Origin of the sequence: Thalassotalea agarivorans (genome assembly GCF_030295955.1) — a bacterium.
In the GTDB taxonomy this organism is placed as follows: domain Bacteria; phylum Pseudomonadota; class Gammaproteobacteria; order Enterobacterales; family Alteromonadaceae; genus Thalassotalea_D; species Thalassotalea_D agarivorans.
Genome location: NZ_AP027363.1, coordinates 880,195 through 905,870, shown reverse-complemented (window position 1 = coordinate 905,870; position 25,676 = coordinate 880,195). Strand labels below are relative to the sequence as shown.

26 protein-coding genes, 1 tRNA gene and 2 pseudogenes are annotated in these 25,676 nt (G+C 41.8%); 10 read left to right on the top strand and 19 right to left on the bottom strand.

Annotation, left to right across the window (positions count from 1 at the left end):
- Window positions 1-6: 6 nt before the first annotated feature.
- Window positions 7-1,533 (bottom strand): sigma-54 dependent transcriptional regulator, encoded by a 1,527-nt coding sequence (locus QUD85_RS04240; RefSeq protein ID WP_281241737.1) that lies wholly within the window; start codon window positions 1,531-1,533, stop codon window positions 7-9.
- 160 nt (window positions 1,534-1,693) lie between these two features.
- Between QUD85_RS04240 and trhA the strand changes: the two genes are divergently transcribed.
- From trhA to QUD85_RS04220, 4 genes are all read left to right on the top strand, one after another.
- A complete protein-coding gene (gene trhA, locus QUD85_RS04235) occupies window positions 1,694-2,332 on the top strand; it encodes a PAQR family membrane homeostasis protein TrhA (protein WP_093327193.1) in 639 nt (212 codons plus the stop codon).
- Window positions 2,325-2,639, top strand: a complete 315-nt coding sequence (locus tag QUD85_RS04230; protein WP_093327191.1) for a toxin-antitoxin system YwqK family antitoxin — start codon at window positions 2,325-2,327, stop codon at window positions 2,637-2,639. Before trhA ends, QUD85_RS04230 begins: the two co-directional genes overlap by 8 nt.
- Window positions 2,640-2,734: 95 nt before the next feature.
- A complete protein-coding gene (locus QUD85_RS04225; protein WP_093327189.1) occupies window positions 2,735-4,081 on the top strand; it encodes a MipA/OmpV family protein in 1,347 nt (448 codons plus the stop codon).
- 222 nt (window positions 4,082-4,303) lie between these two features.
- The gene (locus QUD85_RS04220) at window positions 4,304-5,347 is read left to right on the top strand and encodes an IS110 family RNA-guided transposase (RefSeq protein WP_286219531.1); all 1,044 of its coding nucleotides are present in this window, start codon (window positions 4,304-4,306) and stop codon (window positions 5,345-5,347) included.
- 480 nt (window positions 5,348-5,827) lie between these two features.
- Here the strand turns inward: QUD85_RS04220 and QUD85_RS04215 are convergent, their stop codons facing one another.
- Together QUD85_RS04215 and QUD85_RS04210 are read right to left on the bottom strand one after the other, a co-directional pair.
- Entirely contained in the window at window positions 5,828-6,217 is a 390-nt protein-coding gene (locus QUD85_RS04215; protein ID WP_093327640.1) for a hypothetical protein, read from the bottom strand.
- 55 nt (window positions 6,218-6,272) lie between these two features.
- Window positions 6,273-6,587 (bottom strand): hypothetical protein, encoded by a 315-nt coding sequence (locus QUD85_RS04210; protein WP_143047913.1) that lies wholly within the window; start codon window positions 6,585-6,587, stop codon window positions 6,273-6,275.
- A 258-nt stretch (window positions 6,588-6,845) separates the two neighbouring features.
- On the opposite strand from QUD85_RS04210, the pseudogene QUD85_RS04205 reads away from it, so the two are divergent.
- Window positions 6,846-7,610: pseudogene (locus tag QUD85_RS04205) on the top strand (IS110 family RNA-guided transposase); the annotation flags it as partial.
- A 217-nt stretch (window positions 7,611-7,827) separates the two neighbouring features.
- Here QUD85_RS04205 and QUD85_RS04200 read toward each other — a convergent pair.
- The gene (locus QUD85_RS04200) at window positions 7,828-8,799 is read right to left on the bottom strand and encodes a transposase (RefSeq protein WP_093327643.1); all 972 of its coding nucleotides are present in this window, start codon (window positions 8,797-8,799) and stop codon (window positions 7,828-7,830) included.
- A gap of 98 nt (window positions 8,800-8,897) precedes the next feature.
- On the opposite strand from QUD85_RS04200, the pseudogene QUD85_RS15275 reads away from it, so the two are divergent.
- Window positions 8,898-8,960 (top strand): annotated as a pseudogene (locus tag QUD85_RS15275) (hypothetical protein); the annotation flags it as partial.
- Between the two features lie 55 nt (window positions 8,961-9,015).
- Here the strand turns inward: QUD85_RS15275 and QUD85_RS04195 are convergent.
- The 12 genes from QUD85_RS04195 to QUD85_RS04140 all read right to left on the bottom strand — a co-directional run bounded on the left by QUD85_RS04195 (window position 9,016) and on the right by QUD85_RS04140 (window position 19,711).
- Window positions 9,016-10,154 (bottom strand): IS3 family transposase gene (locus QUD85_RS04195; protein ID WP_218139571.1). Its coding sequence is split into 2 segments (ribosomal slippage): window positions 9,016-9,896 and window positions 9,896-10,154, totalling 1,140 coding nucleotides; the frame shifts between segments, so codons are not numbered across the junction.
- Between the two features lie 98 nt (window positions 10,155-10,252).
- Window positions 10,253-10,552 (bottom strand): DUF2200 family protein, encoded by a 300-nt coding sequence (locus QUD85_RS04190; protein WP_093327648.1) that lies wholly within the window; start codon window positions 10,550-10,552, stop codon window positions 10,253-10,255.
- Between the two features lie 102 nt (window positions 10,553-10,654).
- Window positions 10,655-10,918, bottom strand: a complete 264-nt coding sequence (locus QUD85_RS04185) for a type II toxin-antitoxin system RelE family toxin (protein WP_093327649.1) — start codon at window positions 10,916-10,918, stop codon at window positions 10,655-10,657.
- Window positions 10,905-11,138, bottom strand: coding sequence for a ribbon-helix-helix domain-containing protein (locus tag QUD85_RS04180; RefSeq protein ID WP_093327651.1), 234 nt, complete (start codon window positions 11,136-11,138; stop codon window positions 10,905-10,907). Before QUD85_RS04180 ends, QUD85_RS04185 begins: the two co-directional genes overlap by 14 nt.
- A 179-nt stretch (window positions 11,139-11,317) precedes the next feature.
- Window positions 11,318-11,656, bottom strand: coding sequence for a hypothetical protein (locus QUD85_RS04175; RefSeq protein WP_093327652.1), 339 nt, complete (start codon window positions 11,654-11,656; stop codon window positions 11,318-11,320).
- Window positions 11,657-11,863: 207 nt separating this feature from the next.
- On the bottom strand, window positions 11,864-12,328 hold the full coding sequence (locus tag QUD85_RS04170) for a hypothetical protein (protein WP_093327654.1): 465 nt from the start codon (window positions 12,326-12,328) through the stop codon (window positions 11,864-11,866).
- 1 nt (window position 12,329) lies between these two features.
- The gene (locus tag QUD85_RS04165) at window positions 12,330-13,919 is read right to left on the bottom strand and encodes a serine hydrolase (protein WP_093327655.1); all 1,590 of its coding nucleotides are present in this window, start codon (window positions 13,917-13,919) and stop codon (window positions 12,330-12,332) included.
- Between the two features lie 70 nt (window positions 13,920-13,989).
- Window positions 13,990-14,298 (bottom strand): DUF1289 domain-containing protein, encoded by a 309-nt coding sequence (locus QUD85_RS04160; protein WP_093327657.1) that lies wholly within the window; start codon window positions 14,296-14,298, stop codon window positions 13,990-13,992.
- A gap of 143 nt (window positions 14,299-14,441) precedes the next feature.
- Complete coding sequence (locus QUD85_RS04155) at window positions 14,442-15,998, bottom strand: SulP family inorganic anion transporter (RefSeq protein WP_093327658.1); 1,557 nt, start codon at window positions 15,996-15,998, stop codon at window positions 14,442-14,444.
- Window positions 15,999-16,276: 278 nt separating this feature from the next.
- On the bottom strand, window positions 16,277-16,942 hold the full coding sequence (locus tag QUD85_RS04150) for a GntR family transcriptional regulator (RefSeq protein WP_093327660.1): 666 nt from the start codon (window positions 16,940-16,942) through the stop codon (window positions 16,277-16,279).
- A 220-nt stretch (window positions 16,943-17,162) separates the two neighbouring features.
- Window positions 17,163-18,686, bottom strand: coding sequence for an aldehyde dehydrogenase (NADP(+)) (locus tag QUD85_RS04145; protein WP_093327661.1), 1,524 nt, complete (start codon window positions 18,684-18,686; stop codon window positions 17,163-17,165).
- 11 nt (window positions 18,687-18,697) lie between these two features.
- Window positions 18,698-19,711, bottom strand: coding sequence for a 4-hydroxyproline epimerase (locus tag QUD85_RS04140; RefSeq protein ID WP_093327663.1), 1,014 nt, complete (start codon window positions 19,709-19,711; stop codon window positions 18,698-18,700).
- Between the two features lie 454 nt (window positions 19,712-20,165).
- Here QUD85_RS04140 and QUD85_RS04135 point away from each other — a divergent pair, with 454 nt between their 5' ends.
- Window positions 20,166-21,197 (top strand): proline racemase family protein, encoded by a 1,032-nt coding sequence (locus QUD85_RS04135; protein ID WP_093327665.1) that lies wholly within the window; start codon window positions 20,166-20,168, stop codon window positions 21,195-21,197.
- A gap of 2 nt (window positions 21,198-21,199) precedes the next feature.
- Window positions 21,200-22,456, top strand: coding sequence for an NAD(P)/FAD-dependent oxidoreductase (locus tag QUD85_RS04130; RefSeq protein WP_093327666.1), 1,257 nt, complete (start codon window positions 21,200-21,202; stop codon window positions 22,454-22,456).
- 132 nt (window positions 22,457-22,588) lie between these two features.
- On the opposite strand, the gene QUD85_RS04125 is transcribed toward QUD85_RS04130, so the two are convergent.
- Complete coding sequence (locus QUD85_RS04125) at window positions 22,589-23,074, bottom strand: hypothetical protein (protein WP_143047915.1); 486 nt, start codon at window positions 23,072-23,074, stop codon at window positions 22,589-22,591.
- A 238-nt stretch (window positions 23,075-23,312) separates the two neighbouring features.
- Between QUD85_RS04125 and QUD85_RS04120 the strand changes: the two genes are divergently transcribed.
- Window positions 23,313-23,389 (top strand) — tRNA-Arg (locus QUD85_RS04120).
- A gap of 4 nt (window positions 23,390-23,393) precedes the next feature.
- On the opposite strand, the gene QUD85_RS04115 is transcribed toward QUD85_RS04120, so the two are convergent.
- Entirely contained in the window at window positions 23,394-24,305 is a 912-nt protein-coding gene (locus QUD85_RS04115; protein ID WP_093327670.1) for a LysR family transcriptional regulator, read from the bottom strand.
- A 117-nt stretch (window positions 24,306-24,422) separates the two neighbouring features.
- Between QUD85_RS04115 and QUD85_RS04110 the strand changes: the two genes are divergently transcribed.
- The gene (locus QUD85_RS04110) at window positions 24,423-24,974 is read left to right on the top strand and encodes a DUF4136 domain-containing protein (RefSeq protein ID WP_093327671.1); all 552 of its coding nucleotides are present in this window, start codon (window positions 24,423-24,425) and stop codon (window positions 24,972-24,974) included.
- Between the two features lie 29 nt (window positions 24,975-25,003).
- Here the strand turns inward: QUD85_RS04110 and QUD85_RS04105 are convergent, their stop codons facing one another.
- A complete protein-coding gene (locus tag QUD85_RS04105) occupies window positions 25,004-25,675 on the bottom strand; it encodes a cupin domain-containing protein (protein ID WP_093327673.1) in 672 nt (223 codons plus the stop codon).
- Window position 25,676 lies beyond the last annotated feature (1 nt).

Here is a 25,676-nt window from a genome sequence, read left to right as displayed (position 1 = left end):
AAAAGTTTAACTAGTTTTTTCTCTATACTCTTTTTTCAAATCGTACTTTCTCATTTTTTCAATCAGTGTTGTACGACCCATATCGAGCATTTCTGCGGCGCGTGCGATAACCCAATCATTGCGCTCTAATGCCTGTGTAAGCATAGAAACTTCAAGATCGGCTAGGTAGGATTTAAGGTTGAGCCCTTCTTCAGGCAGCTCATCAACGTCTGCAATTTGTACCGCAGGACCTCGTTGCTGAGGAATTTCATCTTTAAGATAATCAAAGCGCGAAAGTATTTCATTAAACACTTCGGGCTCTACAATGGCATCCGGATACTTAGGAATGTATTCTTCGCCACCAATGTGCTGGTAGGTGTCTGGTAGTTGGTGAACATTAATCACTTGATTGCCATACATGATGATCATGCGTTCGATCAAATTTGCCAATTCACGTACATTACCGCGCCAGTTATCTTGTTGTAACGACGACACAGCCTGGTCATTAAACCTTACACCAGCGCCATGCTCTTGTTTGAATTTTTCGGTTAATTCTTCAATTAACAGCGGAATATCTTCTCGTCTTTCTCTTAGCGGCGGCATGCTGATTGAAAATACGTTAAGGCGATAATACAAATCTTCCCTAAACGTTTTCTTTTGCAGCATGTCTTCTAAATTTTGATGAGTTGCCGCAATAATGCGGACATCCGCTTTTATACTTTTATCACTGCCAATCCGTTCAAACGTGCGCTCTTGCAGTATACGAAGTAACTTAACTTGCATTGGATGCGGCATATCGCCAATTTCATCCAAAAATACGGTACCACCTTCGGCTAATTCAAAACGCCCTTTACGCGTTGTGATAGCGCCGGTAAACGCACCTTTTTCATGGCCAAACAATTCACTTTCTAAAAGATCCGACGGGATCGCACCACAGTTAACTGGCACAAATGGCTTCTTCGCCCGAGGTGAAAGTTCATGAATACTTCGCGCGACTACTTCTTTACCTGTACCAGATTCACCTAATATCAACACGTTAGCTTTTGTACTGGCAACCTGCTCAATAAGAAAACGTACTTGTTGAATAGGTTGGCTTACCCCAACTAACGTTTTAAATAGCTTACGTGACTTTAAACCACGGCTCTTTTTGCTCGGCAGTTTATTGTGATACTGATGACAACGGTAAATATAATTAACCAGTTGCTTTTGTTCTAACGGTGACGATAAATGCCCTACCACGTTGCGACAAGGATCCATTAACGATTCATCGTCTACGTCAAATAGCATAAATGGGCATGCCGGGTTTTGTTTAACAATATCTAGATAGTCGTCGGTGATCTCGCCACAGAGGACGATCGAAAGGATTTCATTGAGGGAGCGGACATTTTCTTGCAGTAAATCACGGGTGCACACCTTGAATGGTTCGCCGGAAAAGGCAAGCACCATTTCAAGTTGTTCGCGTCTGATCAGATCATCGTCGACGATTAGTATATATCGACCTTCACCCATAATACCTTGAATTACCGCTTCTTTTTTATTGTTATTAGGATCCATTCTATAGATCCTCGTCAATAGTGCAACTTTAAATTAGCATTTCTGTACAAAAAACATACAAAATTAACACATGACCAACGGCAATAAATCTGGTTTACTACTTCTATTATTCGAACAATGCTGATAAAATTCAGCGTACACTTGTACACTAAAACTATATATGACTAACGCTATTTCCCAATATTCGCTGGGCGAAGAGCTCGCAAACGCGATTAGCCATGGACTCGGCGCAATATTAAGTGTGATAGGACTCACCTTTCTTGTTACGTATGCTGCCTATAATCAAACAGCGACGCATGTTACTAGTTTCGCAATTTATGGCGCTTCGTTAGTCATTCTGTTTATGGCTTCTACGCTCTACCATGCTGTATTAAACGAAAAAGCGAAATTTATTTTAAAACGCATCGATCATTGCGCCATTTATTTGTTGATCGCAGGATCGTATACACCACTGATGCTGATCACAGTGCCAGGAGTTGTTGGCTATACCATGCTATCCATCATCTGGAGCTGCGCCATTATTGGTATTGTGTTTAAAATAAAATTTGCCGGTAAGTATCAAAAGATATCGCTAGCGACCTACTTAATTATGGGGTTTGCTGCGCTTGCGATTATTAAGCCGCTGTATCAACAGCTACCTACAGGTGGCTTGGTGTTATTAGTTGCAGGTGGTTTAACCTACGCGATTGGCGTTATTTTCTATGCCATGAAAAGCGTGCCGTATATGCATGCACTTTGGCATTTATTTGTATTAGCCGCAGCAATTTGTCACTTCTTTATGATGGCGCTTTATGTTTAACGCTTTACTGCTAAGTTTTGCCCTATTAGCGCCACCTTCAGATGAACAACAGATAGAATCAACGGACACGTATGTAAAGATTTACCGCGCCGATGGTTCTATCAAGTACTTTGCTGAAAAAGACAAAGGTGCCATTCACGGAGAGGTGAAATGGTATTACGATAATGGCCAAATCTCGTACATTGGCCAGCGCTGGCGTGGCAGAGAAAACGGTACCTTGCCTGTGTGTTTTTACCCTGATGGTAAACAAATGGCACAATGCAACCAATTTGCTAGCACTGGCGGCGAACATGGCAGTTCAAACTAAACGCACTTCCCTACCAATAAACATTTACCAAAGATTAACATTTTAGCCAAAACTCGCTACAGTTATAACTAACCAACTGAAAATGGAATAAAAATATGAAGCGAGTTGTGTTAGCAAGCATTAGCTGCGCCCTATTGTCACATTCAGCATTAGCTGAAGACGAAAAAGTGTTTTCGGAACAAAACTGGGGATTAGGCGCTGCCGTCAGACAAGCGAGCATTCCGTTTGCAACACCTGAAGATAAAGTAACAAGCTTCGTCCCAATGCTATTTTTTCAAGGTGAAGACTTTTACCTAAGAGGCATAGAAGGTGGTTATCACCTTTACGAAAACCAAGACTGGCAGGTTAACTTATTTTCGCGATTACGCTTTTTCGATATTCCCGCCTCTTATCAGAACCAAGTCCATGGTGATGGTTGGGATTTCGGTGTGCAACTGCGCCGTAAATTTAGCTACAACAGCCATTTAGATGCCGAGTTACTCACCGATAAAGACGGCAACCTTTACGCCAACGTAAATAACCAATGGTATTTTCAAACGGGCAGCTGGGAGTTTATGCCCAGTGTTGGCGCACGCTTTAAAAGTGAAGATTTCAACAGCCGATACTTTGCATTAGAAGACATTACTCAGCAACGTATCGACGGTGGCGTAGAGTTTACCGGCAAAATAGAAACGCGCTATCACGTTGCCTCTAACTTCTATTTGATTGGTTCATTTGCTGTTACCTCAATAGATAGTGCTGCCAAAGATGCGCGCTTTAACGACCAACAGCTAGTCGACAAGAGTGTCCATGGCGAAGCTTATTTAGGCTTTGCGTTTTTCAACGACATCACCAAGCAACGTAAAGAAAAGCTGCGCAATAAAGGGTATTTGCGTATAGCTCACGGCTTTGCCACACCATCAAATATTGGTGATATCATTCGCTTTGATTGGGAAAAAGATCCTTATAACAACCAAATGACTTCATTGTTCTATGGTTACCCGCTAACAGACGAACTGTTTAGTTTGCCAATCGACATATATCTGCAAACGGGTATTGGTTGGCACTGGAAAAACAGCGACTTACCATCAGATACTAACTCCGTTCAAATTGACCAACATATCCAAGAATATGATGTTGGTATTAAAGCCTATTACACCTTTACGTGGCCAACAGCGTGGCGCTTTGGCGTTGCCGAAGGCTTTTCTTATGTGTCAGACATGACCTATATCGAATTAACGGAAATGGAAGAGAAAGGTTATCGCCCAAGTAAGTTTATCAACTATCTCGATTTTTCATTAGATGTGAGTTTAGGTGATTTATTCAACGTTAATGCACTAAACGATGTTTGGGTGGGTTGGAGTATTCACCACAGATCAGCGATCTTTGAACAATCCTCACAATATGGACGCATCAAAGGCGGCAGTAATTACAATACACTGTATGTGCAGTTTAATATTTAGATTTTTGGGTGGCAGTATTGGAGGGGACGTTGGCATCATTCCCTCCTTGGAATTTTCTTGCTCAACTTCAGCCTAAATTAGCTTTTTGACTTTTCAAGTTGCGTTAGGTGTCTTAGTTATTTTTTGTCCAATTTTAATTGGCTTGATACTTATTGAACCTTCTCCCCGAAGTTTAACCATTGGCTAAACTTCAAGGCGACCAAACCAAAAGGAGAAAGCTCAATGAAATTCTATACTAAATTACACGATTTTTATTGTGGAATCGACTTACACGCCAGAATTCTTTATGTCTGCATTTTGAATAGAGACGGCGAAAAAGTCGTTCACCAAAAAATTAAGGCTGAACAAGCAGCATTAAATCAACTGCTTTCACCGTACTTTGGCAATATCGTTATCGGTGTTGAATGCATGCATTGCTGGTACTGGGTGAGTGATTGGTGCGAACAACAAGGCATTAATTTTGTTCTCGGTCATGCACTTTATATGAAGGCCATTCACGGCGGCAAAGCCAAAAATGACAAAATAGACTCCTATAAAATTGCCAGCTTACTTCGTGGTGGTAATTTCCCATTAGCCTATACCTACCCACAAACCATGCGCTCCACGCGCGATTTACTACGCAGAAGAACCAAGCTCGTCAGGCATGGCGCACAACTTAAAGCGCATATCGTTAATACCAATAGCCAATACAACTACCCAGCACTAGAGTTGCATATGAAAAATCCGTCAGCGCGCGAAGCCTTTCGTCACCGCTTTGACGATGAAGTGGTGCAACGTAATGTGAATTTTGATTTAGCAATACTCGATAGCTACGCCAAAGAGCTAAAGTACCTTGAATACTTTATTGAGCGAAAAGCCAAACAGCATCGACCAGACTATTACGCACAACTTAGAACTATCCCAGGTATAGGCATTATTCTCGCGATGACAATTTTGTATGAAATTGGCGACATCGACAGATTCGAATCTGTACAAAATTTTGCGTCCTATTGCCGCTTAGTCAAATGCAAAGCCGAATCGGCAGGTAAAACCTACGGCACGTCAGGCAATAAAATAGGCAACGGCCATTTAAAGTGGGCATTCAGTGAAGCAGCCGTGTTGTATTTACGTGGAAATGACAAAGCCCGTCGCTACTTGAACAAACTGCAAAAGCGCATGAGCAAAGCAAAAGCCTTATCAGTACTCGCTCATAAAATTGGTCGCTGCGTTTACTACATGCTGAAACATAAAACGGTGTTTGATGATGAACGATTCTTAACGGTTTAAGTCGCACAATGGGGTGAGCTGAACACCTAACTGGATGAGCATGAACAACCTTGCATTATTTGCGATTAAGTATGAAATTGTCATCCCATTGCAGGTAAGTGTTGTCGTTGTATAAGCCTTGTCGGCTTGATTAGACACCCTATTGGTGCGCACTAATAAACAATGAGCAAAATCGTTTACACCTTAGCTGAGCCTGACACTAACTGAACAGGGCTATTAGCCACTGAATCATTCGCTTGAATAGTGCCAACTAAGGTTAACCGATAACTGTCTAGTGCCCCAGCTTAACGAAGGGAATGACAAGGTTGGCAGTGATGAGATCACACTAAGAGAGCCTCAATATGTGTTTGCCGTAAATGATTTAACGGTTAACTGACAGAGCGAAGTAATAGATTTTGCTGATTGCTAAACAAATTAGCTACCTTGCGGTAGCTAATAAAAAACCTTATTGCCTATTGACGGGTGGAAGGTTCATATGTGTTAGGTGGCCTTTGTATTAGAACTAGAGGTTAAATCTTCTAACATCTTAGATAATGCGATAACTACAGCCTTCAATTCTAAGTACCCCAAAATCACACGTTCCTCCGCCAATAATTGAACTTGATTGGAGTCTAGATAAATTACTTCGAGATCAAAACCTACTTTTCCATAGTGCTTTGGATTTGCTTTCGATCCAACTATTACCTTTGTCGCTCTCAAATCTGAAAAGAAACTACCTTTAACTCTAAATTTACGTCTATCAGCGCTTTGATTTAAGATTTTGTGCTCCTTACTTAAGTATTCGATAAAAGAGTCAAAACTACCATTTAGCTCAACGTTCATCATTGCTTTAGCTTTGGGAGCGAACAAATCTAGTATTATTGATACCATAATTTAGGAACACCTAAAGCCGCCAGCAGCGGCAGCTTGCCTTGTTAGGTGTGATTCAGAGCTCATACTTACTTACCTCATAAGGGCCGAAATTTCTGCCAATGGGATACTCTGGACACTTACCAATTTTCTGCAGGCTTGCTACATGATGTCGGTGACACAAAAATAGCCCTTTCACTACATCGCGCTCACATCCTGCCACTTTGCAAGGTTTATTTCCGCTCGGTAATCTATCAAATTCCTCGATAGACACCACATAATCCAACAGCTCATCTGGATCTTGATAACGTGCTTGCAACCAATCTTGTACAGAAGTCGCAGGAACTCTAAATAGGTATGGTTCGTTTCCACTAACCCAAGCCCTTGCCATTTGCCATAGCTGCTTACATGTGTTGCATTGGAAAAGACTATGTTCCCCATCCGGGCTTTTTAAAAGAAGAGAAAGGCGCTTCTTTAGAGTTTTCGTCTCTTTTATTCTTTGGCTTATCTTTTTCCGTAAAAATTCGATGTCAGAATACTCTGTGCAGTCACAGGACATGTTTACACCTAACGAATGATATGGACTCCCCACTCGGCATCAATGTGCCATAGTGAAGTTGATAGAAAGCTTCAATAGAGGAGAGTCCATATGTCACTAATTAAAGCAATTGGCATTGATTTAGCCAAATCGGTATTCAGTATCCATGGTGTTGATACCCATGACAAGTGTAAATTACGCAAAACAGTCAAACGAAACAAACTGTTAGCCGAAATAGCAAAACTAAATCCCTGTATCATTGGTATGGAAGCATGCTCTGGCGCACATTATTGGGCAAGAGAATTTACTAAGCTCGGGCATGATGTACGCATCATGGCATCTAAATTTGTTATTCCTTATCGCCAAAACGAGAAGAACGATGCTAATGATGCCGAAGCAATATGTGAAGCTGTTACTCGTCCTAAAACACGTTTTGTCACCATTAAAAGTGAAGAGCAGCAAGCTGTACTTTGTTTACACCGCATTCGCCAAGGGGCAATAAAAGATAGGACAGCATTGATAAACCGTTTACGCGGATTACTCGCCGAATTTGGTATCGTGATGCCCAAAGGGCGATACCCTGCGCAGCATGCGATTACAGGTATATTAGAAGATGCTGAGAATAACTTACCGTTTCTTGCTAGAGAGTTACTTGATGAACTTTGGCAAGAAATAAAAGGATTAAATCAACAAATCCTTAAGCATGATAGAAAGCTTTATCAGCTTGCAAATCAAATGAATGCAGCTAAACGTTTAATGTCGATTCCTGGTGTCGGTGAAATCACGGCCACTGCTGTCGTTGCAACCGTCAGTGATGCTAAAGATTTTGATACGAGTCGTGCATTCTCTGCGTGGATAGGTTTAGTACCAAGGCAGAAAAACTAACTTAGCCACCCATAGTTTTAATGATTCAAAGATTGCCACATATATTGGTTTGGCTCCACAAGAAAATTAGAAACTTTTAAGGTGATTTTGATGATTCTTAATTACATCATGATGAATTTGACGTGTATAGGCTTATTTTAACTATAACAATGCCTTAGCTCAGGCTAATGGTGTTTTTATGGTGGTTGTTTGTTTATCTTTTATGTCGCTAGCCAAAGAGTTGCTGGCTACTGGTTATATTCTGTCGTCGTCTTTGTTGAAGTTCACTAAACTGCTCAAGTGATGCTTGTTGACCAACTGCGCCTTTAAATTGTTTTTCAAACTCCGTGGTGAGGCGAAGCCAGCTATCGGTAGATATGTTTAACCTGTTGATGATAGTCGGTAAGGTGTTTTCTATATGTCCTGCTTTGTCATCGCGTATTACTCTGCCGGTTAAATCAACGAGCTGTATATATTCATCTAGTTTAAACGGCAGACCATTTGGCATGTCTTTTCTGGGATTACCCACAAAAGGCATGAGTGCTTTAGGTTGTTCTCCTTTAATCGCGGCTTTAACGCGAAGTTTTATACTGGTGTGCGCTGATTTCTCAGGTGTTTTAGCCATACCAGCTCTAACTGGGTTTAAATCTACATAGGCCATACAAGCTGCTAGTGCCGCTTCATCAAGTAACGCCTGGCTAGTAAAGCGACCTTCCCAAAACCTTCCTGTGCAGTTATCTTCTGCATTGGCTTGTCTTGCAATAGGTTCATTTAATAGGCGCATAAACCAGCTAATATCAAATGGACGTTGTCTGTAGATTTCTATAGTGGATGTTAGCGTTGGCAGCAGGCTTTGATGAATATCATCGCCTTTAGCAAATTGCTGGGTTAGCAAGGTACCTTTACATACCTTGTGCCAGCGATTAATAACCTCACTATCGGTTAGACTTTTTACTTTGTCATGGTCGATATGCAATACCACATGCACATGATTACTCATCACCGCATAAGCACAGATATCAATACAAAAGACTTTGGCTAGAAACAACAAACGGCACTCTATCCATTCTCGTCTGTGCTCATAACAAGTATTGGTTACTTTATCTTTACCACATAAAAATGCGCGTCTTACGCAACGACTAACACAATGATAATACGGGGTGGCTTGCAAACAGATTTGTTTGCTTCTTGGTGTTGGCATCATTCCCTCCTTGGAATTTACTTGCTCAACTTAAGCCTAGGTTAGCTTTTGGATTTTTCCAGTTACGGTGGGTGTCTTAGTTAAACTTTTTCGATTACATCGAAATGTTTTATAACAGTAAAAGAAAACATGGATATTTAAACAATCAGTCTCCAGCTGATTATGATAATACCTATTTTAATGGACTGCCCAGAGTTTTCTTGACAATAAATAGCCTCATTTTGAGGCTGCCTCAAACACCTCTGGGCTCATACCGCCAAGGTGAGTATGACGCCTTATTCGATTGTAGAACATTTCGATATAATCAAACACATCCGCACGGGCCAATTCCCGCGTTTTGTATATCCTTTTTTTAATTCTTTCCTTCTTTAAACTGCTGAAAAATGATTCAGCTACTGCATTATCCCAGCAATTGCCGCGGCGACTCATGCTGGGTATTAAATTATTCCGTTGACAAAATTTTTGCCAATCTCCACTGCTGTACTGTGAGCCTTGATCTGAGTGTATGATCACAGATTCTGGTGGTCTACGACGCCAGATCGCCATTAACAGTGCGTCTAGAACAATATCTTTAGCCAATGTTGGTTTCATTGACCAACCGACCACTTTTCGTGAATACAAGTCGAGTACAATCGCCAAATAGAGCCAACCTTGCCAGGTACGGATATAAGTGATGTCCGTAACCCAGGCTTTGTCAGGCGCAACAACTGTAAATTCCCTATTTAAGTGGTTTGGCATGACAATAGATGGTCGGCCATAGCCGTAACTTTTATGGCGTTTATAACCTCTAACAGCAGCAATATCATTGGCTTTCATAATCCGATGAACTCGGTTTTTACTGCAAGATTCACCTAGTTCTCTTAAATCCAACGTGATGCGTCGATAACCATAAATACCATAACTTGCGTCATAGGAAGAACGAATAAGTTGCAACAATCTTTTATCTTCTTTCGTTCTCTGGGATTCTGGTGCATGCAACCATGCATAATAGCCCGCTCTAGCGATTTTCAATACACGACACATTGTCATAATCTTGAATTCATAGCGATGCTTTAGAATAAATCGATACTTTACTCGTGCAGGCTTGCAAAGTATCTTGCGGCCTTTTTTAAAATATCCCGTTCTTCTTCTATTTTATTGAGCCGCCCTTTAAGCCTAAGGATTTCTTTTTTCGCTTCGATAAGCTCTAATCCTTCATTATGAACACGCGAAGGCTGTTGCGCTTTAATCCATTTATAAATACTGTGCTGGGACACACCTAAACGATTTGACACATCGGTTACCGAACAACCACGTTTAGTGATCAATTTAACTGCTTCTTCTTTAAATTCTGGGGTATATCTTTGTCCGCTCATAACTATTCCTCCTATGCAAAAAGAATAGGCTAAATTTGTCTAGAGAAGTATGGGCAGTCCATAAGAACCAAGAAAACGTCTAGAATAGTCTGGTCGATTCACCTAGCCTGCTGTGTAAGAGGGTTTTCAATATCCTCAACCTTGTAGCCACACACTTTTCCAGTTATTAGCTTCGAGTTGGGATTAATTGTAGCGCTAGAGAAGAACTCTTTAAACGTACTAGAACCTGTAATATGGGCTTGAAGTTCAGATTCGCTATATCCAGAAAGCCAGCGAATAACCTCGTTCAACTCTGCGGAAGTTCTTCCTTTCTTTTCTACTTTTGCCACGTAAAGCGGGTAAATCTTAGAAAAGATCATGCCTGCGATTTGTTCGTCTTGCTTTTGAGTACTATTCATTTCAATTCTCGAAATTTAGTCCGAAGTGACGGACAACCTTGTGACCATTAACGCCCCAATCAACGTTACGGTGAGTGTCATAGTTATTTTTTAATGCGCTTGTTAGATGCTCTTATACACCGTAGATCTGTGTGCAACTTTGACCACATTAACTATCAAAACGTCATCACGTATTTCATAGATGATTCTGTATAACCCTTGCCTAGCCCTATAGTTTTCTGATCCAGATAACTTGGTACATCCTTCGGATCTTGGGTCTTCGGCTAGACTCTCTATTTTATGCAGTATTTTCGATACATCTTTTTTAGGAATGTGCTTAAAATCTTTGCGGACGGACTTTTTAAATGTGATTTTATATTTTGCCATCATTTCTCAGCTCATTCAGGAAATCTTCATAAGTGATCTCTGGCTCTTTTGAGCGTTCTGAAATGGCAGCTAAATCTTCTTGATCTTCGCGCATCAGTAGTCGTACTGCTTCGTCAATTAATTCAGAAACAGATACATCAGAAGATGCAGCACGCATTTTTAAGGCTTGGTGGATAGCAGGTTCAAAATAAACAGTTGAACGCTTAGATAGATTACTCATAATATTTCTCAGTAACAGTGTGGAATTATAACACCACAACATTATAACACTATAGCGTCACAACGCCAATTTTCGAGAGAGCTTCTAACGCTTGATTAATGAGAAAAACAGTTTGGCAGTTTTATTGCGTCGTTTGCAACTAAAAATGACAAGCTCGTTTTATCCCTTTCCATCACTTGTTATATTTCCTCGCTCACAATAGGTGTGCCTACTGTATCCAAAATAATCGTATGACATTCAATGTGAAACCACTTTTTAAAAAGGCTTAATGTTCGCTTTTTAGGCCACAGAGATTCATCGGTATACCACCCCATTAATTCGTCAAAGAATAAAGCCTCGTAGTTCAGTTTTATCCAATCATCTAGTACTTCAGCATCATCGTGATCTATGAGGTAAACATGCGACTCTGAATTAACAGATTCTATTGAGATTCCGGGGGTGTCGTAAGGGTCAGCATCATTGATCCAATCAACGGCAGGCTGTTTGTATTTAATTATTATTGCGGCTCGATTTAGCATAATGGCTCTTGGAAATATAACAGCTTATTAGCGGGAATTTCGTATAAGTCCAATAAGACTGCAAAAATCTAATCATAAACCCACACTAAATTACTAATTAAAACAGCAAGATAGCAGTTTAATTCCTTACTATCAATATTACAAAATGTAGAAGGGGGTGTCTTAGTAAACGCTAGGTGCCTTAGTTAATGGTAGAGGCTTTAACTTCTAGTTGCTTTTCTTAACTAAGGAAACCCAATCATCCCATACTACTTCGTCATCTATGATAATTATCACAAATTTTTTTAATCTTATTACACCTACTTTGATATTTTTATTATCAATATTACTACTATTTAGTACTTTCCATTTAATAAATTGATAGCTATTAAAGGTACTTTCATCCTCGAGTTTGAAAATTTTAGGTATTGTATTTGTAGAGCAATAGATCGAACACTCATCTATAGGTTTAATTTTTATTTGAGACGTTATGACACTTACAACTCCTAATAATGCAGTTTTTACAAACAAAACATTATTATTAGTTGCTGTCTCTGCTACGTTTAACTTATAAGTGCTTGGGATTACAAAATTTATATCATCAATCATTAACTCATTTATAACCGAGTTGCCCTCATGCATATTAAAATTTGCAGTCATTAAAAAAATTAAAGCCTTAATACTTAAACTCATACTACTGCCCAACCCCACTATCAGATACCTGCTTCTTAAACACCATATCCTTATACGCATAATTCTTACGCTTTTTTAACGTAAACGGCGCAAACTGAAACTGACTAACACTACCATCAACCCCTAACGTAAATCGCACGAGCATTTTGCTAGCCGCATTGGTGTTTTGCCACTGCGTAACAAAAGTATTGTGCTGCAACGGTTTTAAGGTGCCCTTCATATTTACCATTTTGTTGACGTCGATATGAAGCTTGCCATCTTTCAACACAATCGAGACATCACCCATAATATTGTCGTGATACTGCCCTGCATAATCAGATAAACTAAGCGTGACTTCACCCGTGCCAACGGGTGGTTTTCTATTAGCTAAATAACGCGCTAAATCGCGTTGCTGAATATCTTTATAAGTCTTAACCCAATCTTGCCCTTGCTGCGCCGGCATAAACGCTTTCAATATGGTCTGCATTGTTGCTTTGCGGGCATTGCCGTTCGAGCCATTGTTCAGCACAATAACGCCTAATTCCAATTCGGGTACAAAGGCTAGATAAGCCTGCATACCAGACAATGTGCCGGTATGTGAGATAACCTCGAAGCCTTGTACATCAGCTTTGCGCCAGCCTAAGCCATAGGTGCGAAAATGGGTATTGTCCAGAGCCTGCTGATCGTCTGAAATAGATAAAATGGTATGCGAGCGTGTTAACTGATTAAACTGCTTTTCGCTCACAAGGCGACGCTTATCGTCAATTCTGCCTTTGTTCAGTAACACTTGGATCCACTTGGTCATGCCTTCGGCGCTGCACACCATGCCGCCTGCGGCAGCGGAAACGGTTGTTTTACCAAAAATACCATTTCTTGGAATAGCGAAATATTTACCGTCGACATCACCATATGGAGTTGCCACATTGGTCAGAAATTCTGGTGCGATATCGCCAGCAAAACAGCGCATATCAAGTGGCTTGAGTATATTGTCCTGCACATATTGCTCCCAGTTTACGCCCGTGACTTTTTCAACCACTTGCCCTGCGACAATATAAAACACATTGCTATACCCAAACTGGCTGCGATAGCCATAGCTAGGTTCCAAATACTTTAATTTACTAATAATCTCTTCACGACTAAAACCAGTTGGCTCTGGCCATAGCATTTCATCCCCTGCGCCAGACATTAAACCACTATTATGGGTTAGCAGGTCAATGATACGGAACTGCCGAGTAACCCAAGGATCGGCGAGTTGAAACTCAGGAATATGGTCAATCACTTTGTCGTGCCAGTTGATTAGGCCTTGATCCACCAACATAGCAAGGCTCATCGAAGTAAACGCTTTTGATGTTGAGGCTAACCTAAACAGCGAAGATGCAGTGACTGGGCGCTTTGACACGATATCTAGCACGCCATAACCTTCGAGATGAATGACCTGACCTTGATGCACTACGCCAATGCTCATGCCTGGGCTATTAAATTCTTTTAAAATGGTGTTTATTTGCTGATCTAATGCCGGTTTGCTCAAGCTAGGCGCAAAGGATTGTGAGGCGTCAACAAACAGTGATTGGCTTAACAACAAGCCACAAAACAAAACATTATACAGGCGCACGGCTTCTCCATAGCATTGCAATAAATTGGTTTGATTATTCTACTTTTTCGTCAACACCCAACACTGCTATTTACAGTTCAAAATCGTCAAAATCAAAGTCTGTATTGGTATCGAGTGTCGATTTTTTTTCAGGGGGATCGAACAATGACGGTTGGCTAACTTCAGGCGCATCTTCAACTGCTTTGGTTTTAACTAAGCCGTCTTTTCTACGCTTGCGTTGCACGCAACGTTTTATCACCTTTTGTTTTTCGTCATTATCCAACGTTATCCATGACTGGCGTTCATCGCGGGTACGCATGCATCCTTTGCAATAGCCTTTGTCATCTGACTGACAAATGCCGATACAGGGGCTCGGTACTTCAAAAAAATCTAATTGCATGCGTTCAATCGTTGGACATTATTGGCACCAGTATAATATTAAACACGCGAATAAATAAAGCGTTCAGCCTTGTTTCACGCATTAAAAAAGGTGTGAAACTTTAAGCTTCACACCTTTTTAAAGAAATGTTTATATGTAGTTAATTAAGCAAGCTTGTCTGTTGCCACATGATAGTTTGGATCTTCTATCACATTCACTTCTACTAGGTCGCCCGCTTTCGCTAATAACTGCTTACACTCTTGGTTTAAGTGCACCAAGTGCAGGGTTTTGCCGCGGCCAGTGTAGCGCTCTGCTAATGTATCAATGGCTTCAATCGCCGAGTGATCAGCAACGCGAGAGTTTTTGAAATCAACAATCACATCGTCACTGTCGTTATCCATATCAAACTGATCTAAAAAGTGGGTAACACTACCAAAGAACAATGGACCATTAACCTGATAAACCGTTGAACCTTGATCATTTTTGCTGCGCTCAACGATAACGTGCTTAGCATGCTCCCATGCAAAGACTAGCGCTGACACAATAACACCAACCACAACCGCTACCGCTAGGTCAGTGGCAACCGTTACACCAGACACTAGCACAATAACGAATGCGTCTGCTTTCGGTACTTTGCGCATAATGCGGAAACTAGACCATTCAAAGGTACCAATAACAACGATAAACATAACACCAACTAGCGCCGCTAATGGGATTATTTCGATCCATTGTGACGCGAATAGAATAAAGGCAAGTAATGCTAGTGCAGCTGTAATACCAGACGCTCTGCCTCGGCCACCAGAATTTACATTAATCATTGATTGTCCGATCATCGCACAACCACCCATAGCGCCAAAGAATCCGCTCGCCGTATTTGCCATACCTTGTGCAACACATTCTTTGTTACCACGACCACGTGTATTGGTTAGCTCGTCGATTAGCGTTAAGGTTAATAATGATTCGATTAAACCAATCGCGGCGAGTACAAGCGCGAATGGGAAAATAATGTAAAGCGTTTCAAGATTAAACGGCACAGCTGGAATTGAGAATGTCGGCAAACCACCTGCAATAGTTGCTTCTGGGTTACCTGTCATATCTTTTACATAATCCACTACGTTGCGCGCATCTAAATCCATACTGATTGCCAGTACGGTAACCACAACAATCGCTACCAGCGAAGAAGGTACAGCACGTGTTAACTTAGGCAAGAAGAAGATGATTGCCATCGTTAATGCAATTAATCCCGCCATAGTAAATAGCTGACTGCCTTGCATCCACACTAGGTTGCCACCGTCGTCCATCACTTTAAATTGGCCAAGTTGCGCAAGGAAGATAACAATCGCTAAACCGTTTACAAAGCCCAGCATTACTGGGTGAGGTACCAGTCGAATAAACTTACCGAGCCCAAATATACCGGCGAGTATTTGCAGAATACCGGTGAGCACCACGGTAGCAAAGAGATATTCAACCCCATGCAGCGCTACTAGCGACACCATGACAACCGCCATAGCACCCGTTGCACCTGAAATCATACCTGGACGGCCACCAAAAACTGAGGTGATAAGACCCACCATAAATGCTGCGTATAAACCGACAAGAGGTTCGACACCAGCAACGAATGCAAATGCTACAGCTTCTGGCACAAGAGCTAGAGCAACAGTGAGTCCTGATAGGACGTCATTTTTTAAATTACCAACACGGCTGGCCTTTAGTTCAAACATTTTTCGATACCGAATTTAGTTAGCGTTGTTTATATAAAGAATTGGCGAAAATCGAACAAACTCAAGTTTTAGTCGATTTCTTCATCTTGTTGCTCAGCCATCAAACACATGCTTAACGACACACTACCTTTTTTGCGGTAATGCATGTCATTGAGTCAATATGAACGTACAGATTGAATTAACAGGACGATTTAAGGGCGGGAATACTATAGATTCGGTCAAAAAATGTCAATAAAAGAACAGGCTATGCGCCTGTTCTTAATATGCAAAATAGCAGTTTATTGCGTTTGTTCACGTTGCGCTAAAAACGCTTTAATTTCGTCTCGTGAACCAAGAATGTGTTCTTTTAACAATGCAACAGCAGGCTCGACTTTACGCGCCTTACAAAGCGCTAATAGCTCGTTGTGTTCAGACTCAGCTTTTGAAATGCCGCCAGCCCAAAGTAAATGCATGCGAATGTAACGGTCGGCATTCTTGTTTAAGCTATTAACTAGGTCCTGTGTTTGTGGACGGTTAGCCGCAGAATACAAACAGTTGTGATAGTCTGAGTTTAACTCACTCCAGGTATTAGCCGCGTTTTCTTGGCCTAATGCTTTGTCTAAGCGCGTTAGCAATAACGCTGCTTCGTCAAGCTGGTCGTCTGAAAGGTTAGGAATAGATAACCGAAGTAGTTCACCTTCAAGCATGGCGCGCAAATCAAACAATTCATCCACTTGCTCTAAGTTAAGTTCTGTCGCGGTTGCACCTTTATGAGGTTCAAATGCCACTAGGCCTTCAGCTTCCAATTGCAGCAATGCTTCACGAATTGGAATTCGACTAACATTTAACTCTTCTGCGAGTGCAGCTTGACGTAGCGGTTGACCCGCCTTGATTTCTCCACTCAAGATTTTTTCACGTAAACTTTCTACCACTAATTGTGTACGTGTTTTGTATTCGATACTCATACGGTTTCCCTAGTTTATTTTTTGCCTTGCTACGCTTATGTATTTATTATGCGATTTTACAATATACGAAGCTCATCATAGTAAACGTCGCGTATTCACGCTTGTAGCCTAAGGTTTCAATCCATTATAAATAAAGAATTTAGAATTCAAAGTATTTTGCATACAAAAAAGGCTATAACTTATTCGTTATAGCCTTTTTTAGCATTGGCGGTTGTGTATTTTACCCTTGTAACAATGAAGGTAATAACTCATTTGGCATATTTTGATAACAAATCGGGCGCTGGAAACGCTTGATTGCTTCACTGCCAACAGACGTTGTTCTTAAATCCGTTGATGCTGGGAATGGCCCACCATGATTCATCGATGCGCACACTTCAACGCCTGTTGGCATTTGGTTGTATATCAAACGCCCTACTTTATGCGCAACGCTTAGCGCAAGCGTTTTACTTTGCGATAAGTCTGTATCTAGCGCGTGAATACTTGCCGTCAGGTTACCTTTGATCAGCGTTGAAAACTGCAATACTTCATTAAAATCGCTGCACTTAACGATCAAAGCCGACGTTCCAAATACTTCTTCTTGCAGGCTTTCATTGGCGATAAAAGTAGATAGGTCGGTTTCAAATACAGAAGCCTGCACTTGATGTCCCTCTCCTGCTTCACTTTCGGCTAACAAAGTAACACCTGCTACTGCTTTGCGCGCTTCAACACTTTGTTTAAAGCCAGCAGCCATCTGCGGCGTTAACATAACGCCAGCAGGTTGCTTTTTAATTTCTTCTGCAACAACAGATGTAAATGCGTCATAGTTGTCATCGGCAACTAGTACCCAAATACCTGGGCTGGTACAAAATTGACCTTGCCCCATCATCATTGACGCCACTAAACCTTGTGCCAATTCGCTGCCTTCACTTGCAAGCTTATTCGGCATTAAAAACTGAGGGTTAACACTGCCTAGTTCACCATAAAACGGGATAGGCTCTTCGCGCTCCCAGATTTGGCGTTGAAGAATCATGCCGACACGCTCTGAGCCAGTAAAACCAACTGCTTTGATCAGCGGGTGCTTAACAATTTGAGAAGCAATTGCGTAGTTTTTACCTTGAATGAGTGAAAACACGCCAGCATCAATATCACATAACTGAGCCGCTGTTGTTATTGCTTTTGCGACAAGCTCAGAGGTACCTGGATGTGCGGCATGTGCTTTCATAACCACTGGGCAGCCAGCAGCTAGTGCAGACGCGGTATCGCCACCTGCAGTTGAAAAGGCCAATGGAAAATTACTCGCAGCAAAAACGCCAACAACTCCTAACGGCAAATAACCTAATCGCGTATCTGGTTTAGGTAGAGGTTCTCTTGCCGGATCAGCGTGATCGATTACCGCTTGGTATTCGCCGCTCTCTAATAAATCTGCGAACAAGCCTAATTGCCCAACGGTGCGTCCACGCTCGCCTTGGATTCGCATATGAGGCAAGCCCGTTTCAGTGCTTGCGATTTCAACAAGTTCATCGCCTAGTGCAAGAATCTGTTCGCCAATTGTTCTTAAAAAGCGCGCACGCATTGGTGCATCAAGTTGGCTATAGCTACAAAATGCTTCATGAGCACGAGTAATTGCCGTTTCAACTTCGCTACTTGTCGCATCAGCAAATGTTGTCGACATGGGTTCTCCAGTAAAGGCATTGAACGCGGTAAAGCCCTGTTCAATGTCGCCTGAGTACTGACCAGCAATTAAATTTTGACCGGTTAAAGACATTCTTTTTTCCTCTATTTTACGATAAACCCAAAGGCATAAGGGTCATCGTCATCGATAGTGATGCAATTTTTTGCAAATACATGAGCCCAGCCTTCAATACTCGGCTTAACAGCTTCTATGTCGCCATCTGCTGTATTTAGCGTCACGACTTGTTCAATTTTTCCGGTAAATTGACTACCTATATAACTTTCATGGACAAAGTCTTCACCAGGCAACAACTGGCCTTTGGCATATAGTTGTGCCATACGTGCGCTCGTTCCTGTGCCACAAGGCGAACGATCAATAGCTTTGTCGCCATAAAACACAGCGTTAGCCGCGTGCGAACCGTCAGACTGAGTTTTACCTGTCCAAAGGACATGCGATACGCCATTTACGGTAGGATCTTCAGGGTGGATACAAGAAACCGCCGCGCTCGCTGCTTCTCTTACAATTGGACTCCACTTCAAAATATCATTGGCTGTCCACTTGTCTATGCCAGGAAAGTGCTCTTGCGGCTCAACAATACAGTAGTAATTGCCGCCATAAGAAACATCCACGGTAAGGGTACCTAAACCGGGAATATCCAGGGTTACGTCGCGGTGTGCTAAGTAAGCAGGCACATTAAAAATCTTTACCCTTTCGACCTTGTCGCCTTTTAAGCGATACTCAACCTTAATTTGCCCCGCGGGTACATCAAGTATTAACTGTCCAGGTGTTTTAGGCGTGATCAAACCCGCTTCTAAGGCGGCGGTCACTGTGCCAATGGTGCCATGACCACACATAGGTAAACAGCCAGATGTTTCAATAAATAATATTGAGGCATCGGCATTTTCGCTGCATGGTGGATACAAGAAAGAGCCCGACATCATATCGTGCCCTCTTGGTTCGAACATCAAGCCACGACGAATCCAGTCATAGTTAGCCAAAAAGTCTTGGCGTTTTTCACTCATGGTAGCGCCCTTTAAATTTGGGTGACCACTGGTGACAAGCCTGACTGGATTACCGCATGTGTGTGCGTCGATACAAAAGAACGTGCCTTTTATCATTAATTACCTGCTTATTTTTGTTTAACTGTACTTTAGTAAAAGTGTTAATTTAGTGAATGTAAATTAACTGGTGCATGATATAAAGCACTACTTTGCTATACCTATTATCTTTCCTTGAAAAGAATACCCGGCCGCAACAGTGGCGACCAGGTATCAAGGGGATAGCCCATCTAAGTTAAACTCGCTTAATTCAATGCGAGGTGTTGCACATCCTAGACACCTTCGCTAATCAATCTATCTACCATCTATGTTGAAAGCGTGACCTTGATAATTAAATCATCGTCGTATTGTGCGTAACTACTGGACGCACACCTTGCCAATATACTTTCAAATGTTTGGCTTTCGTTTGTATATTATGTAAAACGCGCTAGCATTTTCATTTAACTTTTGGCATATTGTATACAATTTAACGATACACTCAAGTACAAATTTAGTTTTTGTCTAGAAAACCACTATGCAATTGAAAAACAACAACTTTAAAAACTACCTTTCAATAGGTACCATCGACGCGCATACCGAAGGTGAGCCATTGCGTATCATCACCTCAGGTTACCCCGACATTAAAGGTGACACGATTCTAGAAAAACGACAGTATCTACTGAGCCATTTAGATCACCTTAGACAATTGTTGATGTTTGAGCCAAGAGGACACGCCGATATGTACGGCGCGTTACTAACAGAGCCCTGCACAGAGCAAGCAGACTTCGGTATTTTGTTTATGCACAATGAAGGGTACAGCTCAATGTGTGGTCATGGCATTATCGCTGCTGTGTCAGTTGCAATAGAGTCAGGCAGTATTGCAATGCCAGCACCGCAGCAAGCCATAGGCATTGATTCACCAGCAGGTCTTATTCGCGCCTATGCAAGTGAAGATGAAACTGGCAAATTACAGGTAAGCTTTGATAACGTCCCGTCATTTGTAGAAGCACTAAACCAACAGGTAGAGGTTAATGAGCTCGGCACTGTTGAATACGACATCGCTTTTGGTGGCGCCTATTATGCGTATGTTGACGCCGATAAACTTGGGCTATCATGCGCTATGGACAATCAACAAGCACTAATTGATGCTGGGCGAGCGATAAAACATGCGGTTATGGCGCAATACCCACTGCAACATCCTGTAGAAGACGATTTAAGTTTTTTCTATGGCACTATTTTTTACTCATCAAAAACGACAAAGCATAGCGCGCATTCTCGCCATGTGTGTATTTTTGCCGATGGTGAGGTTGATCGCTCACCGACTGGCACGGGCGTTAGCGGCCGAGCAGCCTTGCTCGCCGTAAAAGAGCAATTACCAGAAAACCAAGCGGTAGAAATTGAAAGTATTGTCGATGGACGGATGACCGTTAACATACAACAAACAACAGACTTTCATGGTAAAAGCGCTGTTATCCCACGTGTCAGTGGGCGAGCATTTGTTACCGGTGTGCATACCTTTATGTTGGCACAAGATGATATTTTTCCACAGGGATTTATGTTGAGGTAATCATGGCAGACACCCCCCAATCTATTGCTGTTATTGGCGCAGGCATTATCGGTATTAACTGCGCAATAGCGCTGCAAGAAAAAGGATTTTACGTCACACTCATTGACAAAGATGGTGTTGGCGAAGGCTGCTCAAAAGGAAACGCTGGGCATTTTGCCACGGAACAAGTATTCCCGCTCGCCGATCCTGCTTTGTTGGTTCAGTTACCCAAAATGTTGGTTGACCCATTAGGCCCTATCGCAATTAAACCTTCATACTTCTTTAAGGTATTACCTTGGTTTTTACGTTTTTGCTGGCAAATGAAAAAGCCCAACCGACAAAAAAATACAAAAGCACTGCAAGCACTTAATGAAGGCGCTATTGCCGCTTATGATGCATTGCTTACGCGTGCAGATGCCAAACAATTTTTAACAGCCAATGGCTCACTCGTTGTATATGAAGACACGCCTTTTGATACGGTTGCCAAAGAAGCTAAGAAATATCAAGATGCGGGTATTGCAGTACAACACTTAACAAAAGAACAAACGTTAGCGCTAGAGCCAAACCTTGCCGATAGTATTACTCAGTCGCTATTTTTTACTGACGTAGGTCATACTATCAACCCTTATCAGCTGTCGTTGTCTTTGTTTCAGTATGCTAAATCACTTGGCGTGCACTTTGAGCAAGCGCAAGTCACTGCGCTAAAGGAACACCAAGAAAAAGTCGAACTGAGGACAACACAAGGAAACCGTTCCTTTGATAAAGTAGTCGTTAGTACAGGCATAGACAGTAAAAACGTATTGAATAAACTCGGCTATAAACTGCCACTTGAAGCCGAACGAGGGTACCATCTAGAACTGTTTCAAGAGGCAAAACTTAGCCGCCCGATCGCCTCTGGTGAGCGAAAATTCATTATGACGCCAATGAGCCAGGGCTTACGATTAGCAGGTACAGTAGAATTTGCGGGCCAACATGCGACAGCCAATTGGCAACGCGCAACCATGTTGTATCAACACGCCAAAGCGGTGCTAAAAGAGACTCCCCTGCTACCCGCCAGTGTCGATGAAAGTGCGCTTTGGATGGGATGTCGCCCTTCCCTGCCAGATTCACTACCTGTTATCGGAAAAGCAACAAAACATAAGCAGCTTTACTTTGCTTTAGGTCACCAACATTTGGGACTGACTTTAGGGGCAATTACCGGCAAGCTTATCGGACAAATTGTTAGTGGCGAGCAGCCAGAGCTAGATATCCGCCCGTATTGTATTAGCCGCTTCAACTAATCATTGTGTTATAGAGCAATTCGCTTTGCTTGAGTTTATGCTCCTTTAGCTATTTGCCTCCAGGCAGTTGTTATGGAGCATGCACTGAATTTAACGTGAGATTGGTCTGAACGTATCAATTCAAGATACTAATCAAAATTTATAAAACAAGTAAATACCTGTCTTAACGTCATATTCATTTAACACCGTATTTTCACCGTAACCAAGCTCACCTTTTAAGATAAACCCTCCATGGTCATAGCCACTAAAATAATAATTAAAGCTCGTACCAAAACCATTTGCAGCGTTTCTTGTTAAAAATGTATTTGCGGCGCACACTGCAGTATCAACTAGAATGCCAGAATCCGACGCTTCGCAGGGTTTAGCGTCTGACCCCACCGTTCCATACAGAAGAGATGCAGAAAAATTGTCATGAAACTTTCTTTCCCAACCAATTGCGTACCCCTTGGTCATTCCCCATCGATATTGCGCGAATATATTTGAATTCTCATCGATAGAGTAGGATATTTCAGGCATAAATATAAATGTACTGCCTAGACCGTAAGCAAAGTGGTACTTGGCGTAAGTAGAAGCTGAACAAACAAAGTAGGCGAGAAAAAATATGGCTGTTTGTTTCATTTTTAATCCTTTAAAACGTTCCATTAACCCTATTTATAATTCAGATTAAGTGACAGGTCAAAACTCTAAAACATATAAGTCTTTACTTATCAACTACATAAAAGATAGATTAGACTAGTAAAAAATAGTTATAAAACATTCAAAAAATTGTGTTTACGTACTTTACGTAGTAAAAATGCATGAACATTGTTTAGCGAAAATGTACCTAGAATTGTACCTTGAATTGCAAACAAACTTAGCTCCGGTAGCTCAGCTGGATAGAGCGACCGCCTCCTAAGCGGTAGGTCACAGGTTCGACTCCTGTTCGGAGCGCCAGTATTTACAGTTTAATGATCTGCTGCTGCAACCATTGATGGGCACTACTACCACTAACGCGTTTATGGCTGACTAAATACAGCGTTAAAGGATCTTTTTGTGGTAAATCAAATTGATAAATAGGTCGCAGTGGTACATGTTTAGACTGCAATAAATTAGACGCAACAATGAGTGCATTTCTGCTAGCTACAGCGGTCAGTAGTGTGTTGAGCTGTTTACTGCGCGCAATAACTTTAGGCTGTTGTTTGGTTTGTGAAAACAATTGTTTCAACGGAAGGTTTTGGGTAACGCCTTGATTTCCAGTGACTAACATTTCAACAAAAGGCCAAGCTAAACAATCTGTTAAACTCACCTTTTCTTGCCCCGCCAAAGGGTGACTTTGATGAGCATAGATAAATGGCGCGATTGAGGTAATTGGCGTAGCCACAAAATCGTCGTCATCGGGCACATCGATATGTACAGCAAAATCGAGTTTGCCTTCCGCTAATTGCTTCCATGGCGCATTATCAATTGGAATTTCATTGATGCACATATGCGGCGCCTGTGAGGCGAGCTGCTCTATTAATGGCAACAAAATACTCTCACTTAACAGCGCAGGTACCGCAATGTTAAAGGCCGCTTCGCTCTGTTGTGGTTCAAACGCTTGTGCATGTAATACTTCTGCAATATTAGGTAGCAAGACGTTGAGCTTTTCAGCCAGTTGCTGCGCTTTGGGTGTTGGCGTTATGCCTTTGGCGTGGCGAACAAACAGTGGATCATCGAACAAATCTCGTAGCCTTTGTAGGGTTCTGCTCATTGCAGATTGTGACAAAAACAACCTGTCAGCCGCTCGACTAACATTTTCCTCCGCCAGCAAAACCTGAAGAGACACTAACAGATTTAAATCGACACGCGACAATTGTTGTTCAAGATCCATTACTCACCCATATGTACCAAAGTCATATCTTGTATGATTTTATATCAATATCATTAATATTATACAAGCGATACACTATCGCCGTTTTCAATCAAACAACAAATGTAGAGGTGTATTATGACACTAACCAAACAAATCATTGTTTTGCTTACCCTATGTTTGTCAGCTTGTTCCTCATACAACGCAAGTGTGGACAAACAAGTTGGTTATGATTTTAGCCAAGTGGACAGCTATCACATTGTGGCAGACAGTCATGACAAAAATCGTATGCTAAGTGATATCGACCGCAATCGAATTAATGCAGCCATCGACACGCAATCACAAGCGCAAGGGCTTGAAAAAGTCTCTCTTGAAAAGGCTGATATTATGATTGCTTACTTTTTGGTAACCAAAGACAAAATCGATGTTGATACCACCTATAGCGGTCATTATGGACGATACTATGGCCCTGGTTATGCCGGAGTATCAACTGTGCATACGCATGATTATGTTGAAGGGACTTTAGTTATCGATTTTATCGACAGTAAGACTAAACAGTCAGTAATGCGCAGTACCTTAAGTAAAAAACTTAAGCAGCTAGATTCGGCGCAAGAGCGCGAAGAAGAAATTAACAAAGTTATCGCAACCATGTTCGAGAAAATTAAATTTTCCGAATCACAACAAGCGTAATTAAAAAAGGAGCCTTGGGCTCCTTTTTTTTACATGGTCAGTGGTAGATGGCCAACTTTCACCAAAATAACAGTTTCCTCTTCCACAAAAGGATGATGCTGACTCATGTGCGGGCTTCTCATCCAAGACCCTGCAGGATAACTGCCGTGTTCATCTTTAAAGCAACCGGATAACACCAAGATCTCTTCACCACCAAAATGACGGTGTGGCTGAAATACTTCGCCCACTGGCCACTTTACTAATGCGGTATGTTCCGTTTCAAAGTCATGCAAAGGCATAACCTGCAAGTTACCTTGACCCGGTAACCACGGCGTATTGCGCGTATCAACTCTAACCGTTTGAGTATCATGAGGATTGAACTGATGAAGTTTCACAAACAAAGTACAGCCATGCTCACTAAAAGGTGCATGACCTGTGCCCGGCGGATTTCTAATATAAGTGCCTGCGCCATAGTCGCCAGTTTCATCGGAAAAGACGCCGTCTAGTACAAAAATTTCTTCTCCAAACGGATGCTCGTGGCGAGAAAAGCTAGCACCGGGCATGTAACGGACAATGGAAGTAGCATGTCCAGATTCTGCATGTTCACGTGCTAGGAGTTTTCGCTCAACGCCTGATGCAGGGCTAGATTGCCATTCAAGCAAGTTGCTATCAATGACAACCTGCTTGCTAAAGTCCATATTAAAGTCCGTTGATGTTGCCATA

Coding starts and splice junctions, on each gene's coding strand:
- QUD85_RS04240 (WP_281241737.1), bottom strand. CDS start 1,533: ATGGATCCTAATAACAATAAAAAAGAAGCGGTAATTCAAGGTATTATG.
- trhA (WP_093327193.1), top strand. CDS start 1,694: ATGACTAACGCTATTTCCCAATATTCGCTGGGCGAAGAGCTCGCAAAC.
- QUD85_RS04230 (WP_093327191.1), top strand. CDS start 2,325: ATGTTTAACGCTTTACTGCTAAGTTTTGCCCTATTAGCGCCACCTTCA.
- QUD85_RS04225 (WP_093327189.1), top strand. CDS start 2,735: ATGAAGCGAGTTGTGTTAGCAAGCATTAGCTGCGCCCTATTGTCACAT.
- QUD85_RS04220 (WP_286219531.1), top strand. CDS start 4,304: ATGAAATTCTATACTAAATTACACGATTTTTATTGTGGAATCGACTTA.
- QUD85_RS04215 (WP_093327640.1), bottom strand. CDS start 6,217: ATGGTATCAATAATACTAGATTTGTTCGCTCCCAAAGCTAAAGCAATG.
- QUD85_RS04210 (WP_143047913.1), bottom strand. CDS start 6,587: ATGGCAAGGGCTTGGGTTAGTGGAAACGAACCATACCTATTTAGAGTT.
- QUD85_RS04200 (WP_093327643.1), bottom strand. CDS start 8,799: ATGCCAACACCAAGAAGCAAACAAATCTGTTTGCAAGCCACCCCGTAT.
- QUD85_RS04190 (WP_093327648.1), bottom strand. CDS start 10,552: ATGAATAGTACTCAAAAGCAAGACGAACAAATCGCAGGCATGATCTTT.
- QUD85_RS04185 (WP_093327649.1), bottom strand. CDS start 10,918: ATGGCAAAATATAAAATCACATTTAAAAAGTCCGTCCGCAAAGATTTT.
- QUD85_RS04180 (WP_093327651.1), bottom strand. CDS start 11,138: ATGAGTAATCTATCTAAGCGTTCAACTGTTTATTTTGAACCTGCTATC.
- QUD85_RS04175 (WP_093327652.1), bottom strand. CDS start 11,656: ATGCTAAATCGAGCCGCAATAATAATTAAATACAAACAGCCTGCCGTT.
- QUD85_RS04170 (WP_093327654.1), bottom strand. CDS start 12,328: ATGAGTTTAAGTATTAAGGCTTTAATTTTTTTAATGACTGCAAATTTT.
- QUD85_RS04160 (WP_093327657.1), bottom strand. CDS start 14,298: ATGCAATTAGATTTTTTTGAAGTACCGAGCCCCTGTATCGGCATTTGT.
- QUD85_RS04155 (WP_093327658.1), bottom strand. CDS start 15,998: ATGTTTGAACTAAAGGCCAGCCGTGTTGGTAATTTAAAAAATGACGTC.
- QUD85_RS04150 (WP_093327660.1), bottom strand. CDS start 16,942: ATGAGTATCGAATACAAAACACGTACACAATTAGTGGTAGAAAGTTTA.
- QUD85_RS04145 (WP_093327661.1), bottom strand. CDS start 18,686: ATGTCTTTAACCGGTCAAAATTTAATTGCTGGTCAGTACTCAGGCGAC.
- QUD85_RS04140 (WP_093327663.1), bottom strand. CDS start 19,711: ATGATAAAAGGCACGTTCTTTTGTATCGACGCACACACATGCGGTAAT.
- QUD85_RS04135 (WP_093327665.1), top strand. CDS start 20,166: ATGCAATTGAAAAACAACAACTTTAAAAACTACCTTTCAATAGGTACC.
- QUD85_RS04130 (WP_093327666.1), top strand. CDS start 21,200: ATGGCAGACACCCCCCAATCTATTGCTGTTATTGGCGCAGGCATTATC.
- QUD85_RS04125 (WP_143047915.1), bottom strand. CDS start 23,074: ATGAAACAAACAGCCATATTTTTTCTCGCCTACTTTGTTTGTTCAGCT.
- QUD85_RS04115 (WP_093327670.1), bottom strand. CDS start 24,305: ATGGATCTTGAACAACAATTGTCGCGTGTCGATTTAAATCTGTTAGTG.
- QUD85_RS04110 (WP_093327671.1), top strand. CDS start 24,423: ATGACACTAACCAAACAAATCATTGTTTTGCTTACCCTATGTTTGTCA.
- QUD85_RS04105 (WP_093327673.1), bottom strand. CDS start 25,675: ATGGCAACATCAACGGACTTTAATATGGACTTTAGCAAGCAGGTTGTC.